Origin of the sequence: Brevundimonas albigilva, from assembly GCF_023503965.1 — a bacterium.
GTDB classification, from domain to species: domain Bacteria; phylum Pseudomonadota; class Alphaproteobacteria; order Caulobacterales; family Caulobacteraceae; genus Brevundimonas; species Brevundimonas albigilva.
Genome location: NZ_CP097298.1, coordinates 1,006,669 through 1,022,572 on the forward strand (window position 1 = coordinate 1,006,669; position 15,904 = coordinate 1,022,572).

General features: G+C 68.7%; 9 protein-coding genes and 1 pseudogene. 3 read left to right on the forward strand and 7 right to left on the reverse strand.

The window, feature by feature from the left end:
- Nucleotides 1-19: 19 nt before the first annotated feature.
- The 3 genes from MU852_RS05310 to MU852_RS05320 are packed head-to-tail and all read right to left on the reverse strand — an operon-like array spanning nt 20 to nt 5,928.
- A complete protein-coding gene (locus MU852_RS05310) occupies nt 20-1,453 on the reverse strand; it encodes an efflux transporter outer membrane subunit (RefSeq protein ID WP_249751317.1) in 1,434 nt (477 codons plus the stop codon).
- Nucleotides 1,450-4,713: an efflux RND transporter permease subunit gene (locus MU852_RS05315; RefSeq protein ID WP_249751318.1), complete on the reverse strand. Its 3,264-nt coding sequence runs from the start codon at nt 4,711-4,713 to the stop codon at nt 1,450-1,452. Before MU852_RS05315 ends, MU852_RS05310 begins: the two co-directional genes overlap by 4 nt.
- Nucleotides 4,714-4,716: 3 nt before the next feature.
- The gene (locus MU852_RS05320; RefSeq protein WP_249751319.1) at nt 4,717-5,928 is read right to left on the reverse strand and encodes an efflux RND transporter periplasmic adaptor subunit; all 1,212 of its coding nucleotides are present in this window, start codon (nt 5,926-5,928) and stop codon (nt 4,717-4,719) included.
- Between the two features lie 173 nt (nt 5,929-6,101).
- Between MU852_RS05320 and MU852_RS05325 the strand changes: the two genes are divergently transcribed.
- The gene (locus MU852_RS05325) at nt 6,102-6,668 is read left to right on the forward strand and encodes a TetR/AcrR family transcriptional regulator (RefSeq protein WP_283843851.1); all 567 of its coding nucleotides are present in this window, start codon (nt 6,102-6,104) and stop codon (nt 6,666-6,668) included.
- 143 nt (nt 6,669-6,811) lie between these two features.
- Here the strand turns inward: MU852_RS05325 and MU852_RS05330 are convergent, their stop codons facing one another.
- From MU852_RS05330 to MU852_RS05340, 3 genes and pseudogenes are all read right to left on the reverse strand, one after another.
- A complete protein-coding gene (locus tag MU852_RS05330) occupies nt 6,812-8,020 on the reverse strand; it encodes a sugar MFS transporter (protein WP_249751321.1) in 1,209 nt (402 codons plus the stop codon).
- A gap of 186 nt (nt 8,021-8,206) precedes the next feature.
- Nucleotides 8,207-9,616, reverse strand: coding sequence for a TonB-dependent receptor (locus MU852_RS05335; protein ID WP_249752011.1), 1,410 nt, complete (start codon nt 9,614-9,616; stop codon nt 8,207-8,209).
- Between the two features lie 979 nt (nt 9,617-10,595).
- A pseudogene (locus MU852_RS05340) lies at nt 10,596-11,060 on the reverse strand (TonB-dependent receptor plug domain-containing protein); the annotation flags it as partial.
- Between the two features lie 287 nt (nt 11,061-11,347).
- Between MU852_RS05340 and MU852_RS05345 the strand changes: the two are divergent.
- The gene (locus MU852_RS05345; RefSeq protein ID WP_249751322.1) at nt 11,348-13,228 is read left to right on the forward strand and encodes an alpha-amylase family glycosyl hydrolase; all 1,881 of its coding nucleotides are present in this window, start codon (nt 11,348-11,350) and stop codon (nt 13,226-13,228) included.
- Entirely contained in the window at nt 13,182-14,819 is a 1,638-nt protein-coding gene (locus MU852_RS05350; RefSeq protein ID WP_249751323.1) for an alpha-amylase family glycosyl hydrolase, read from the forward strand. The genes MU852_RS05345 and MU852_RS05350 overlap by 47 nt, the downstream gene beginning before the upstream one ends.
- Before the next feature lie 8 nt (nt 14,820-14,827).
- Here the strand turns inward: MU852_RS05350 and MU852_RS05355 are convergent, their stop codons facing one another.
- Nucleotides 14,828-15,841: a LacI family DNA-binding transcriptional regulator gene (locus MU852_RS05355; protein ID WP_249751324.1), complete on the reverse strand. Its 1,014-nt coding sequence runs from the start codon at nt 15,839-15,841 to the stop codon at nt 14,828-14,830.
- Nucleotides 15,842-15,904: the final 63 nt, after the last annotated feature.

A 15,904-nucleotide genomic window follows, 5' to 3' on the forward strand; every position in this document is an offset into this window, starting at 1 on the left:
GGCCCTTCCTCGCCCGGCGTCAGGCTTGGGGCGTCCAGCCGCCCGCCAGCGCCTTGAACAGGGCGATCTGGTAGGTCGAGACCAGGGCGTCGGACTGCGCCAGCGCCGCCTCGGCCGCCGCCTGGGTGCGTTCGGCGTCCAGCACCAGCAGGAAGCTGTCGGCGCCCGCGTTGAACCGCTGGCGCGATAGGCCGGCCGCACGGGCCGCCTGGTCGCGCGCCTCGGTCAGGGCCGCGCGGCGGTCCAGTTCGTTGGCGTAGTTCGACAGCGCCGTCTCGGTTTCCTGCAGCGCGCCCAGCACCGTCTGGTCGAAGGTGGCCAGGGCGGCGTCGGACAGGGCGCCCGCCTGCTGGATCCGCGCCCGTGCGGCGAAGACGTTGGGGAAGGACCAACTGATCAGGGGGCCGAAGCTGAAGCGGAAGTTCTCGCTGTCGCCCAGGCCGTCGGACTCCAGCGCCGTGGACCCGATGGAGCCCCCCAGGCTGATCGAGGGGAACAGGTCCGCGGTCGCCACATTGACCCGCGCCGCCGCCGCCGCCAGGTCGGCCTCGGCCTGGCGCACGTCGGGCCGGCGGGCCAGCAGCTGGGCGCCGTCGCCGACGGGAATGGGCTGGCCGAGCTGGGGCGGACGCACGCAGGCGGCGGCCGCCGCGCTGGCCTCGCCCGGCGTCACGCCGGTCAGGGTGGCGAGGCGGAACAGGGCCTCGTTGCGGCTGGCGCGCAGGGTCGGCAGGGTCGCCGACGTCTGGGCGACGGCCGCGCGCGCGCTGGCGACGTCCAGACCGGTGCCCGCGCCGCCTTCCAGCAGGCGCTCGGTCAGGCGCAGCGTGTCCCGCTGCAGGCCCAGAGTCCGTTCGGCCACGGCGATCTGAGCATTGGCCGAACAGGTGTCGGCATAGGCCCGCGCCGTCTCGGCCGCGACCGTGACCTGAACGGTCGCGAAGGCGGCCTCGGCGGCGCGTACGTCGGCCCGCGCGGCGCGGATGGTCGATTCCACCCGGCCGAACAGGTCGATCTCGTAGGAGGCGTCCAGGCCGACGTCATAGCTGTCGACCTCGGGCGCGTCCTCGCCCGCCGGCAGGCCCTGGACCGTCGCGGCCGAGGCCCGGCTGCGCTGGTAGGAGGCGCTGGTCGAGGTCGTCGGCAGCCGGCCGGTGCGCGCCTCGGACAGAGAGGCCCGCACGGCGCGCAGATTGGCGAAGGCGGCTTCCAGCTGGTTGTTCTCGGCGAACGCCTGCTGGATCAGGCCGTCCAGCGTCGGATCGTCGTACAGCCGCCACCAGTCGTCGCGCGCCTGGGCGGTCGACACGGCCGGATTGGCCGAGCCGATCAGAGCGCCGGTCCCCGCGACCGGAAGGTCGGCGACGGGCGCCTTGGGCCCGACCGCGCAGGCGGCGAGCAGGGCGCTGGCGGCTGCGGCGGTCAGGACGGTCTGGGTCTTGGATCGGATCATCGGATATCCCCTCCCAGGCCGGTCGCGGGCGCCGGCGCGTCGGGATCGGTCAGGTCGGAAGGTTGGTCGTAGCGGACCGGTTCGGCCTTCGGGGTCGGCTTGTGGGACGCCGGCAGCTTGCCCGACACCCAGCGCATGACGACGTAGAAGACCGGCGTGAACAACAGGCCGAAGAAGGTCACGCCCAGCATTCCGGAGAACACCGACGTGCCCAGCGCCTGGCGCATCTCGGCGCCCGGCCCCGACGCCAGCATCAGGGGCACGACGCCCAGGATGAAGGCGAAGGACGTCATCAGGATCGGCCGCAGACGGGTCTTGGCGGCGGACACGGCCGCATCGAAGCGGTTCATGCCCTCCTCCTCGGCCTGCTTGGCGAACTCCACGATCAGGATGGCGTTCTTGGCCGCCAGGGCGATCAGAACCACCAGGCCGATCTGGACCAGGATGTTGTTGTCCAGGCCCCGGATGTTGACGCCCAGCATGGCCGCCAGAAGACACATCGGCACGATCAGGATGACCGCCATCGGCAGGGTGAAGGCCTCGTATTGAGCGGCCAGCACCAGGAAGACGAACACCACGGCCATCATGAAGATCAGGGTCGCGCCCGATCCCGCGGCCTTCTGCTGCAGCGCCAGCTCGGTCCATTCGTAGGAGAAGCCCTGCGGCAGGGTCTGGCCGGCCATCTGCTCCATGATGTCCAGCGCCTGGCCGGAGGACACGCCCGCCGCCGGCTGCCCCTGAAGCTCGGACGCCGGGTACAGGTTGTAGCGCACGATCCGCGAGGGACCGGAATCGTCCCTCAGGTTCGCCACCGACCCGATCGGAACCATGGCGCCGCTGTCGGAACGCGTCTTCAGATTGGCGATGTCGGCGATGTCGTCGCGCGCCGTCGGCTCCGCCTGGGCCGTCACCCGGAAGGTGCGCCCCAGATAGTTGAAGTCGTTGACGTAGGACGAGCCCAGATAGACGCCCAGGGTGTCGAACACCGCGGACGGCTGCACGCCCAGCATCAGGGCCTTGTCGCGGTCGACGTCGGCCTCGATCCGCGGCGAGCCGGTGTTGTAGGTCGAGAAGACCTGGTTGACCTGATCCGGCGCCTGGGCGGCCGCGCCCATCATGGCGAAGGTCGCCCCCTCCAGCGCGCCGTAGCCCGCGCCCGAGGTGTCCTGGATCATCATCTTGAAGCCGTTGCCGTTGCCCAGCCCCTGAACCGCGGGCGGCGCGATGACGAAGATGTTGGCGTCGGAGATCGATCCCGTGGCCTGGGTGATGGCCCCGGCCAGGGCCGCGGCCGCTTCCTCGCGCGAGCGTTCGGCGTGCGGCTTCAGGCGGACGAAGATGGTCGCGGCGTTCGAGCCGAAGCTGAAGCTGGATCCGTCCAGCCCGGCGAAGGCGACGGTGCCGTCCACCCCGTCGGTGCCCTGGATGATTCCGCGGGCGCGCATCATCACGTCCTGGGTCCGGTCCAGAGAGGCGCCGGCGGGCAGCTGGATGACGCCGATCAGGAAGCCCTGGTCCTGCTCCGGGATGAAGCCGGTGGGCGTGTCCATCAGGCGCCAGGCGGTGACGCCCAGCAAGCCGACATAGACGATCAGCACGATGGTCACGGTGCGCACCAGACGCGCGGTCAAACGGCCGTAGCGGTCGGACAGCCAGTCGAAGCCCTCGTTGAACTTCCGTCCGCCCCAGCCGACGTAATAGACGACCGAGCCCCACAGACCCGGCTTGCGGGCGTGCGCGTCGTGGTCCTTGTGCGGCTTGAGCAGCAGCGCGGCCATGGCGGGCGACAGCGTCAGCGACACGAACAGCGAGATCACGGCGGCCGAGGCGATGACCACGGCGAACTGGCGGTAGAAGATGCCGGGAATGCCGGGCACGAACATCGTCGGCACGAACACCGACACCAGCACCAGGCCGATGGCGATCAGGGCGCCGGAGACCTCCTGCATGGATCGGTATGCGGCCTCCTTGGGACTGAGCCCCTCGCTGATCGCGCGCTCGACGTTCTCCACCACCACGATGGCGTCATCGACGACGATGCCGACGGCCAGGACCAGGGCGAACAGCGACAGGGAGTTGATCGAATATCCCAGCGCCAGCTGCACCGCGAAGGTGCCCACCAACGCGATCGGGATGGCCACGATCGGGATGATCGCCGCGCGCCAGGTCTGAAGGAAGACCAGCACCACGATCACGACCAGGATGACGGCCTCGACCAGGGTGTGCTCGACGGACTCCACCGAGGCGGCGACGAATTCGGTCGGGTTGTAGGGCACGGAGATGGCCATGCCTTGCGGCAGTTCCGACTTCACCGCCTCGACCTCGGCCAGGACCCGCTCGGCGGTGCCCAGGGCGTTGGCGCCCGGCTGCTGCACGATGGCCAGGCCCACGCCGCGCTCGCCGTCGAAGAAGCCGCGGATGCCGTAATCCTGCGCGCCCAGTTCGATCCGCGCCACGTCGCGCAGATAGGTGACGCGGCCCTGGGCGTCGGTCTTCAGCACGACGTTGGCGAACTGGTCAGGGTCGGTCAGACGCCCCTGGACCTGGACGGGCAGCTGGAAGGCGGAAGCGTTGTTCGGGAAAGGCGGCTGGCCGATGGAGCCGGCGGCGGCCTGAACGTTCTGCGCGCGCAGGGCGGCGACGATGTCCGGCCCCGTCAGACCGCGCTCGGCCGCCTTGGCCGGGTCGATCCAGACCCGCATCGAATAGTTGCCGCCGCCGAACACCTGGACGGTGCCGACCCCCTCGAGGCGCAGCAGTCGGTCGCGCAGGGTCGAGTTGGCGTAGTTGCCGACGTAGTCGTTATCCAGCGTGCCGTCCGGCGAGGTCAGCCCCAGGATCATCAGGAAGCCGCTCTCGGCCTTGTTGACCGTGATGCCGGTCTGACGCACCGCCTCGGGCAGACGGGGCTCGGCCAGGGCCACGCGGTTCTGGACCAGCACCTGGGCGTCGTCCAGGTCGGTGCCCGGATTGAAGGTCACGGTGATCGCCACCGCCCCGTCCGATGTCGAGGACGAGGAGATGTAGAGCATGTTCTCGACGCCGTTCACCTCCTGCTCGATGGGGGCGGCGACGGTCTCGGCCAGGGTCTCGGCCGAGGCGCCGGGATAGGCGGCGTTGATGGTGATCGTGGGCGGCGCGATCTCCGGATACTGCGACAGCGGCAGCAGCGGATAGGCGAACACGCCGATGATGGTGATCACCACCGACAGCACCATCGCGAAGATGGGCCGGTCGATGAAGAAACGGGAGATGTTCATGGATCAGTCGCCGCTGGAAAGGCTGTTGGCGAAGGAGGCGCTGGAGGCCGGCGCGGCCTGGGTCACGGGACCGGCGGGGGCCTGGTTCTGCTGCTGGACCGGCTGGATGCGGCCGTTCTGCGGGGTCACCTTGGAGCCCGGCTGGGCGGCGCGCTGCAGGCCCGAGATGATCACGCGGTCGGTCGGCGCCAGGCCGGACTTGATCACGCGCAGACCCTGGACCACTGGTCCCAGTTGGACCGCCTTGGGCGTGACCGAGCCGTCCGCGGCCACGACATAGACGGTGCGGCGCGACTGGTCGGTGTTGATCGCGGTGTCGGGCACCAGCAGGGCGTCATAGGCCTCGGCGCCCGCGACCTGGGCGCGGCCGAACATGCCCGGACGCAGGAAGCCGTCGGCGTTGGGCACGATGGCGCGCAGACGGATCACGCCCGAGGCCGTGTCGATCGAATTGTCCGAGAAGTCCAGGCGACCGGTGCGGTTGTACTCGGTCTCGTCCTGCAGGCGGATCCGCACCGGCGCGCCCTGTTCGGAGCCGCCTTCGCGCATGTACTTAAGCGCGATCGCCTCGGAGCCGTCGAACACGAAGTGGATCGGACCGCCGGAAACGATGGTCGTCAGCACGTCGCCGGCCGACGATCCGCCGGCGACCAGATTGCCCGGGTCGACCCGGCGGTCGGACACGCGGCCCGACACCGGCGCGGTGACGCGGGTGTAGTCCAGGTTCAGCTGGGCCGTGCGGGTCGCGGCGTTCGCCGCCTCCAGATTGGCCTCGGCGGCCTGCACCGCCGCCTTGTTGGAATCGTATTCGGCCTGCGAGACCGCCTGCGAGGCCAGCAGGGACTCGCTGCGGGCCAGATTGGCGCGCGCCAGGCTCAGTTGCGACTGGGCCTGGGCGACCTGGGCGCGGGCCTGGGCCAGGGCCGCCTGGGCGGGACGCGGATCCAGGGTGAACAGCAGTTGGCCCTTCTGGACCATCTGACCGTCGCGGAAGTGCACCCCCTGGATGTAGCCGCCGACGCGTGCGCGCACGTCGACCGCCTCCACCGCCTCGAAGCGGCCGGTGAACTCGTCCCAATCCACCACCTGCTGACGCAGCGGCGTGGCCACCGTCACCGGAGGCGCGCCCGGCGCCTGGTCCTCGGCTTTCGGCGAACATCCATAAAGCGCGCCCGTCACCAAAACGGACACGGCCGCGATCTTAAGCCCGCGCATCGGCGCATTCTCCCTGTCGGAGGTAAATCCCTGTCGAGCGGACACCGACCGATGGGGAGTCGGCCGTGTCAACGCATGGTGACTTAATGGTCAGGGCCGCGACGCTTGTCAACAGGCGTTGACAAAGCCATATGTGATTTACGGTTATTGTTCCCAGGAGTTTCGCCCCCTTGTTGTGCCCCGGTCCCCGCCCGAGAAACGCCGCAGCGACCCGCACGGCCATTCTCGACGCTGCGCGCGAGCGGTTCGCTGCGGAGAGCTACGACGACGTCGGCATGCGCGACATCGCCCGGGACGTCGGCGTCGACGCCGCCCTGATCAGCCGCTACTTCGGCTCCAAGGACGACCTGTTCCTGGCGGCGCTGGAAAGCTGCGGCGACGGCAGCGCCCTGATGCAGGGCGACAAGGCCGAGTTCGGCAAGCGGGTGGCGCACGAGGTCGTGTTCGAACCCAAGAAGGCCGACCAGCTGAAGGGCATGTCCATCATGCTGCGCTCCATCGGCTCCAACCGCGCCTCGGAGATGGTGCAGACGACCTGTTCCGCCCAGTTCTTCGGCCCGTTGCAGGACTGGCTGGGCGGCCCGGACGCGACCGTTCGCGCCCGTCTGCTGGCCGGCTTCATCATGGGCATGTCGATCAGCCGCGAACTGGGCGGCGGCAGTTTCGACCTGGAGCCCGCCGAATGCGAGCGGATGCGCGACCGCCTGGCGGTGATCCTGCAGGCGCTGATCGACAACTGAAACCGTGACGCAATTAGAAAGGGGCGCGGACTTCGGTCCGCGCCCCTTCTGCTTTCCTGGCCGTGCGCGTCAGTGCGGCGACGGCGCCCTGACCACGTCGGCGTCGCGCACCTTGGTCCGGGCCGCCGCGATGGCGAAGACGGTCAGGCCCACATAGCCCCCAGCAGCGGCACGATGAAGGCCGGTTGCAGCGCGCCGGCCGCATCGGCGATCCGCGCCGCCACCTGCGGCAGCAGGGCCCCGCCGATGATGCCGAACACCAGCAGGCCCGAGGTGGCCGAGGTCGGCGCCGTCGACCGCTCCAGCGTCAGGGTGAAGATGGTCGGGAACATGATGGAGTTGAACAGGCCGATCGACAGGGCGGCGTAGGCCGCCGTCGGACCGCCCACCTGGCTGACGACCAGGCACAGCAGCGCCGCCACCACGGTGCAGACCGCCAGCACGATCCCCGCCGGCACGCGCGTCAGCACCGCCGAGCCGATGAAGCGGCCCACCATCGCCCCGCCCCAGTACAGGGCGACCATCTTGCCCGCCGTCTCGATCGGCGCGTTCAGCACGTCCGGGCTTTCCAGGAAGTTGGTCAGCATGCCGCCGATGGCGACTTCCGACCCGACGTAGAGGAAGATGGCCAGGGCGCCGAACACCGCCCAGGGCGACGACAGCGCCTTCAGCGGGGACACGGCTTCCGTCGCGGCCGGGGCGGCGGCGTTGATCTTCTTGCGGGCGGTGAAGATGAAGACGGCGATCAGGGCGAAGAAGGCGCCCATGCCCAGGAAGGCCATGTCGATGCTGCGCAGCGACTGCGACCGCGTCGCCGCCGTCACCACCGCGCCCGCCGCGAAGACGCCGCCGGTCAGCAGCACGTGCGACCCCAGCCACGGGCCGATCGTCGTGCCCAGGGAATTGAAGGCCTGCGACAGGTTCAGCCGCATGTGCGACCCCTTGCGCGTGCCCAGCTCCGCCACCAGCGGATTGGCCGCGACCTGCAGAAGCGTCACGCCCGAGGCGATGACGAACAGCGCCAGAAGGACGCCGGGATACCAGTCGGCGGCCGTCGCGGCCGGCACGATCAGGCAGCCGGCGACCATGACGATCAGCGCCCCGATGATCGAACGGCTGTAGCCCAGCTTGCCCAGCACCGACGCGGCCGGCAGCGACATCAGCCCGTAGGCGATGAACCAGGCGAAGGTCGTCAGGAAGGCCTCGGCGTTGTTCAGGTCGAACACCCGCTTCACCGCCGCGATCAGCGGATCGATCAGCGAGGTGGCGAAGCCCCAGGCGAAGAACAGCGTGGTGACATAGGCGAAGGCCAGGCCCGCGCCCTTGGGGCGGGCGGCGTCTGTCGTGGTCATGCGGATGGGTCCCCCTGCGATGGATCGGCGCCGCGCCGTGGCGCGCGGTTCTTGTCCCTCTGGTTCCGATATCGAAGCCGGGCCGTCCAGCCGAAACCGTCCGCTGTAACCAAACTTTTCGCCCGGCCGGGCGAAAAAAGGGCCGCCCCGTCGCCAGGGCGGCCCAGTCTGCTCAGCAGGGGAGGATCAGAAGCGGTAGTTCACGCCCACCGCGAAGGTGCGACCATAGGACTGGTAGTCGATGGTCCGACGCTCATCGCCGTTCTCGAAGGTCTTGAAGGGCTCGTCCGTCAGGTTGTTGACCTGGGCCAGGACCGACAGGCCTTCCAGCGGACCCGACTGGAACTCGTAGCCGATCTGGGCGTCGACGACGGTTTCCGCCGCGACCGAGCGCAGAGTGCGGCCGTTGCCGAAGCCGGCCACTTCGCCCAGGTAGTCGGAGCGATAGCGGGCCGAGATGCGCGACGAGAAGCCGAAGCGCTCATAGTACAGCGTGCCGTTCACGACCGTTTCCGACAGGCCCGGCATGGGCGTGGGCGGGTTGGCGGGATCCGGCTGGACCTCGCTTTCGGTCTGCGAGGCGCTGAACAGGCCGCCGAAGCCTTCAAGCACCGGATGGAAGATCTCGAACGGCGCCGAGACCGAGAATTCCACGCCGCGGATCCAGCCGCCGTTGCCATTCTCGGGCGTCGAGATGATGCCCTCGTTGATCACGGGCGTGACGCCGCCGGTCGGATAGCCGCTGAAGTCGAAGATGCGGTTGTAGGTGTAAACGTAGCTTTCCAGGTCGCGGTAGAAGCCCGCCAGCGAGACATAGCCGCGACGGTTGGCGAAATACTTCTCGAACGACAGGTCGGCCACATTGGCGATGTACGGCATCAGTTCGGGATTGCCGCCGCCGCCGCCCCAGGGCGAGTTCTGCTCGGGCGTGGCGTTCTCGTTGTTGTTGCCGGGGTTGAACGAGAAGTTCCGGCCGGCGCGCATGTCGTCCATCCGCGGCCGCGCTAGGGTGCGCGACAGCGAGAAGCGCGCGAACATGTCGTCGCCGACTTCCAGGATGAAGTTCGAGCTGGGCAGGATTTCCAGATATTCCTTGCCGCCCGTGATCTCCTCGACCGCCGCGACGCCGACGCCGATCTGCTGGGCCTCGAAGCCGTGGCCCTGCTGGTCGGTGTAAACGAACTGCATGCCGACGTTGCCGGTCAGCGGCAGGCCGAACAGGGTGTGGTCGATGTTGGCGCGGATGTAGGCGGTCGAGACCTTTTCGGTCACGTCCCAGTTGCCGGCCGCCACGTCGGCGTTCGGGTTGCGGATCAGGTTCAGCGCGCCGCTGTTGACCAGGGCCAGGGCGTCGTAGCTCAGCACTTCCGAAATGCCCAAGTAGCCCAGGTCGGTCGGCTCCAGCAGGAACTCCGACGGCACGGCCAGGTCGCCGCCGCCGGGGACGCCCAGGTAGTACTGGTCGTTGATGAACTCCTTCGTGCGTTCCGAATAGTTGAAGCCGAAGTCGATCGAGCTGAACGGGCTCTGGTGCAGGGCGCGGTTGGCCGTCAGGCGCACCGCCTTGATCTCGTCCGTGATGGACGGGGTGTTCATGTATGTAGCCGGCCTGGCCTTCCGGGATCACGTCGCCGCCCCAGCCCTGCGGGCTGGTCAGCAGGATCAGCGACGGATCGGCGTAGTTCAGCTGGCTGGTGAAGCGCGTCACGCCGTCGTCGGTCAGCTCGAAGCCCAGGGTGTCCAGGGCGCCGTTGATGTTGCGGCCGGTGCCGGCGTTGGTTTCCAGGATCAGGTCTTCGCGCTCGACCTTGGAGTAGTTGACGTCCAGGCCCAGGGTCCAGTCGTCATTGGCGACGAACTCGGTGTTCCAGCCGATGGCGGTGATGTTGCTGTCGCGCTTGTTCAGGTCGTTGCGGACCACGCCCTTGATGTTGTCCCAGGTGCCGGCGACGATCAGGCCGTCCTCGACGGTGTAGCCGGGACGCAGCGACGGACCAGGACGGCAGACGTTCGGCGTGGGAACGTTGTTGGTGATCTGGCAACCGCCAAGCACAGTATCGCTACGGCCCGGGCTTTCGGCCAGCCCTCCCCACGCCAGCGGGAACTCGATGCCGCGCAGGACCTGGGTGTTCTTGAATTCGGAATAGAAGGCGTCGATCGTCGAGTGGAAACGGTCGTTCGGGCGCCATTCCAGCACGCCCATGTAGCCGTCGCGCTCCAGCTCCGACGACATGACGTAGGGCTTGACGCCGCCGGTCAGCAGATTGCCGTCGCTGTAGTTCGGATAGCCCCAGCTGTTGAAGCGCTCGGACTGGTAGGGCGAGCTCATGTGGGCGTAGCCCAGCGCCACGCCGATGGTGTCGTCGGCGAACTGGTCGATATAGGACAGGGTGTAGCGGTCGCCGCTGTCGGTCGTGCCCGAGTTCAGGGCGCCGATGTCGTTCCACTCGTGGCGATAGTTCACGGCCATCGCCTGACGGCCATAGGCCAGCGGCCGAACGGTGCGCAGGTCGACGGTGCCGGCCAGGCCCTGGCCGACCAGGGCCGCGTCGGGGGTCTTGTAGACGACGACGCTGCCCAGCAGTTCCGACGGGAACTGGTCGAACTCGACGCCGCGGTTGTCGCCGGTGGTGACCAGCTCGCGGCCGTTCAGCAGCGCGGTGGTGAAGTCCGGGCCCAGGCCGCGGATCGAGATGGCCTGGCTGCGGCCATCGAGGCGCTGCGAGGTCACGCCCGGCAGGCGGGCCAGGGATTCGGCGATGGAGACGTCCGGCAGCTTGCCGATGTCTTCCGCGGAGATCACCTCGACGATCGAGGTGTTGTTGGCCTTGGCCGAGATCGACGCCTCGATGGCGCGGCGGATGCCGGTGACGACGATTTCACCGACTTCGGTCGGCTGCGCGTCGGCGGGCTGAGCCTCGGCGGCCTGGACGGCGGCGTCGGCGGTTTGAGCCTGGGCGCTGCTGACGGCCATCAGGGCCACGGCGCCGAAAGCGGCGCCCGACAGCAGGCGCGCACGCCGGTTGAGACGTTGAGACATGGATCATCCTCCCTGAGGGCTGGTCGCGATTCTGAATGTCGCAACCGGAAGCCGTCGCAAAAAATATGCAAATCTGATTGCACATTGCAAGCCGGTAATCTTGCTGCTGGAAATTCGTCATGTTCGCCCGGGCGTCCGCACCCCGTTTCTTCGGGATGTTGCGACGCATTGCCACGCTATGTGTGCGTTGCAGCATTTTTTACGCGCGTTGACAGGCGGCGGCAGGACTGCAAAATCTTGCAAATCGACTTGGAAGGCTTTGCACTGACCAGGCAGGAGGAAAACCGATGCGGCGCAATCGATTGAACAGCGGACTATGCGCGCTGGCGGCCCTGGCGACGGCCTGCGGCGCGACGGCGACCCAGGCTCAGGTTCCCGCTCAGCCTCGCGCGCCCGTTCAGGCCCAGGCCGTCGGCGACCCGGTCGCCGCCCTTCGCCAGCGTCCGCCGCAGGACGAGGTGATCTATTTTCTCCTGCCCGACCGTTTCGCCAATGGCGATCCGTCCAACGACCACGGCGGCTATGCGCCCGAGCGACTGGTCAGCGGCTTCGACCCCTCGGACACCGACTTCTACCACGGCGGCGATCTGGCCGGCCTGACCCGACGGCTGGACTACATCCAGGGCCTGGGCGCGACCGCCGTCTGGCTGGCCCCGATCTTCAAGAACAAGCCGGTGCAGAGCCACGGAAACTACACCGGCGCGGCGCACCACGGCTATTGGATCACGGACTTCACCGCGGTCGATCCGCACTTCGGCGACGAGGCGGCGATGCGCGCCCTGGTCGACGCCGCCCATGCGCGAGGCATGAAGGTCTATCTGGACATCGTCGCCAACCACACCGCCGACGTCATCCAGTATCGCGAATGCCCCGAGGGCCGCTGCGCCTATCGCAGCCGCGCCGACTATCCCTACACCCGACGGGGCGGCGTGGACGGGGCGCCGATCAACGAGGGCTTCGACGGCCGCGACTTCTCGCGCCTGACCCGCCCGGACTACGCCTACACCCCCTACGTCCCGGCGGGCGAGGAGAACGCCAAGGTTCCGGCTTGGCTGAACGACCCGATCCACTACCATAACCGGGGCGAAAGCACCTTCGCGGGCGAGAGCGGCCTGGACGGCGACTTCGCCGGCCTGGACGACCTGCTGACCGAGGATCCCGTGGTCGTCCAGGGCATGATCGACGTCTTCGGCGGCTGGATCGACAAATACGGCGTCGACGGCTTCCGCATCGACACCGCCCGCCACGTGAACCCGGAGTTCTGGCAGGCCTTCATTCCCGCCATGCTGGCGCGGGCCGAGGCGAAGGGCATTCCCAACTTCCACATCTTCGGCGAGGTCTATGATCCCGATCCGGCGGTGACGGCCCGGTTCACGCGGGTCGACGACTATCCCGCCGTGCTGGACTTCCCCTTCCAGAAGCAGGCGACCGACTTCGCCGCCGGCAAGACGGGCGGCGACGCCCTGGCCAAGCTGTTCGACGCAGACGCCCTCTACGCCAAGGGGGCCGACACCGCCGCCATCCTGCCGACCTTCCTGGGCAATCACGACATGGGCCGCGTCGGCTTCTTAGTGAAACAGGCCAATCCGGACGCCGACGACGCCGAACTGCTGGCGCGGATCAAGCTGGCCCATGCCCTGATGATGTTCAGCCGGGGCGTGCCGACCCTCTATTATGGCGACGAGCAGGGCTTCGCCGGCGCGGGCGGGTACGGCAATTCGCGCCAGGACATGTGGGACAGCCAGACGCCGGTCTATCGCGACACGACGCCCATCGGCGGTCGCCAGCCCGCCTATTCCACCCAGGCGCCGCTGTACCGCGCCATCGCCGAGATGGCCCGCATCCGCGCCGCCGAACCCGCCCTGCGACGCGGCCGCCAGGTGGTGCGCGCCTACGGCGACGCGCCCGGCCTGTTCGCCCTGTCGCGCCTGGACGACGCCGGCGCCGAGATCCTGGTCCTGTTCAACAGTTCGACCGCGCCCGTCACGGCCCAGGTCGAGGTGGAGCCGACCTCGCTTCGGTGGCAGGCTCTGCGCGGCGACTGCGCGCCCGAATCCTCGGCGCCGGCCAGCGTCTCCGTCAGCGTCCCCCCCTCGATTACCTCGTCTGCAAGAGCGTGCCGTGACCGCCCAGCCCCTCGATTTGTCCACGGCCGCCGCCGCGCCTGACCTAGCGCACGAATGGTGGCGGGGCGCGGTCCTGTACCAGATCTATCCGCGCAGCTTCGCCGATTCGAACGACGACGGCGTCGGCGACCTGAAGGGCGTCGCCGACCATCTGGATCACGTCGCGTCCCTGGGCGTCGACGGCGTCTGGCTGTCGCCCTTCTTCAAGTCGCCGATGAAGGACTTCGGCTACGACGTCTCGGACTATTGCGACGTCGATCCGATCTTCGGGACCCTGGCCGATTTCGACGCCCTGGTCGCCCGCGCCCACGCGCTGGGCCTGAAGGTCGTCATCGATCAGGTGTTCTCGCATACGTCGGACGAACACCCGTGGTTCATCGACAGCCGCGCGTCGAAGACGGCCAGGCACGCCGACTGGTACGTCTGGGCCGACGCCAAGCCGGACGGCTCGCCGCCGTCGAACTGGCAGTCGGTGTTCGGCGGCCCGGCCTGGACGTGGGATGCGCGGCGCGGCCAGTACTACATGCACAACTTCCTGGCTTCGCAGCCCCAGCTGAACGTGCGCAACCCCGAGGTCCAGGACGCCCTGATCGCCGCCGCCCGCTTCTGGCTGGATCGGGGCGTGGACGGCTTCCGCCTAGACGCCATCAACTTCGCCATCCACGACCCGAAGCTGACCGACAATCCGCCGATCAACGACGGCAAGAAGCGCACCCGGCCCTTCGACTTCCAAGACAAGATCCACAACCAGAGCCAGCCGGAGATCATCGGCTTCCTGAACCGCATCCGGGCCCTGACCGACAGCTATGACGGCCGCTTCACCGTGGCCGAGGTCGGCGGCGACCACGCCGATCGCGAGATGAAGGAATACACCGCCGGGTCCGACCGGCTGCATTCCGCCTACGGCTTCCTGTACCTCTACGCCGACACGCTGCGCAGCAAACTGATCGGCCTGGGCGACGGCATGTGGCCGGATCGGCAGGGCGAGGGCTGGCCGTCCTGGACCTTCTCCAATCACGACGCCCCGCGCGCGGTGTCGCGTTGGGCGCAAGGCCGCGACGAAAAGGCCTTCGCCGAGATGGCCCTGCTGCTGCTGATGTGCCTGCGCGGCAATGTCTTCGTCTATCAGGGCGAGGAGCTGGGCCTGCCCCAGGCCGAGGTGCCGTTCGAGCGGCTGGTCGATCCGGAGGCCATCGCCAACTGGCCCCAGACCCTGGGCCGGGACGGCGCCCGCACGCCGATCCCCTGGACCGCATCAGCGCCCAACGCCGGCTTCTCCGCCGTCGAGCCCTGGTTGCCGGTCGACCCTCGGCACCTGAAGATGGCCGTCGACGCGCAGGAGGCCGATCCCGAGGCGACCCTGCACGTGGCGCGCCGTCTGATCGCCCTGCGCCACGCCCATCCGGCCCTGCGCTACGGCGGGCTGGACCTGATCCAGGCCGCCGATGTGCTGGTGTTCGAACGGTTCGAGCGCGCGGACGGCGGCGAGCGGCTGCTGTGCGTCTTCAACCTGGGCCATCAGCCTGTCGATTGGACCCCGCCCGCGGGCGCGCGCCGCATCGAGGCGGTCAACTGGAGCGAGGCCGACGGATCGAGGCTGGCGCCTCTAGCCGGCCTGTTGTTCGCGGTCTGATGGCCGGATCAGCCGCCGCAGGTCTCGCGAACGATCAGTTCGGTCGGAACGCGCTCGGAACGGCCGGCGGTCGCGCCGCCATGATCCAGCAGCTTGGAGACCATCAGCCGTCCGGCCTTCATCGTGTCCTGGGCGATGGTGGACAGGGCCGGGCGCGAATAGCGGCTGAACGGCACATTGTCGAAGCCGATGACCGACACCTGGCCGGGCACGTCGATCCCCGCGTGCAGCAGGGCGCGCACGGCGCCCAGGGCGATCTGGTCGGAGGCGGCGACCACGCCGTCGAAGGCGACGCCGCGCCGGATCAGGGCGTCGACCGACGCCTCGGCCGACTCCACCTCGAAGTGGGCGGGCACGATCAGCTCGGCGTCGACCGACAGCCCCGCCTGGCCCATTGCGTCCAGATAGCCCCGGTGGCGCTGCATGGCCTCGGGCGGGTCCAGGTCGCCCAGGAAGACGATGCGTTCGCGGCCCAGTCGCGCCAGATGCAGGGTCGCGCGCCGGCCGCCCGAGATGTTGTCCGAGCCGATGGAGCAGTAGTCCTGTTCCGGCAGTTCGGCGCCCCAGACGACGAAGCGATGGTCGGCGTCCACCAGCCGGTTGAAGGCCGAATGCAGGCTGGACTGACCCAGGAAGATCACGCCGTCCGCCCGGCTGGTGTTCAGCGCCGCCGACAGCTCCTCGTAGTTGGCCGGCGAGATATGGCTCATCAGCAGGTCGCAGCCGCGTTCGCGCGCCGCCTCGCCCACCCCGGCCAGAAGCTCCAGGAAGAAGGGATCCGAGAGGCGCCCTTCCCGCCCCTGAGGACGCGGCGTCACCAGGGCGATGGTCCCCTGCGCCCCGATCGGGCCGGCCGGCATATGGCGGCGGAAGGGGTAGTCGTGCTCCTTGGCCAGTTTCCAGATCAGCTGCTTGGTGCGGTCGTTGACGGCGGGATTGTCGTTCAGCGCCCTGGAAGCCGTGGCGATGGACACGCCGGCCAGGCGCGCGATGTCTTCCAGGCGGGTCGTCTTGCGGCTCAAGGTCGCGGATCCTCACGACAGCGTTTCGGCGCTGCAAATTTTTCTGCAAATATTTCAGCCACC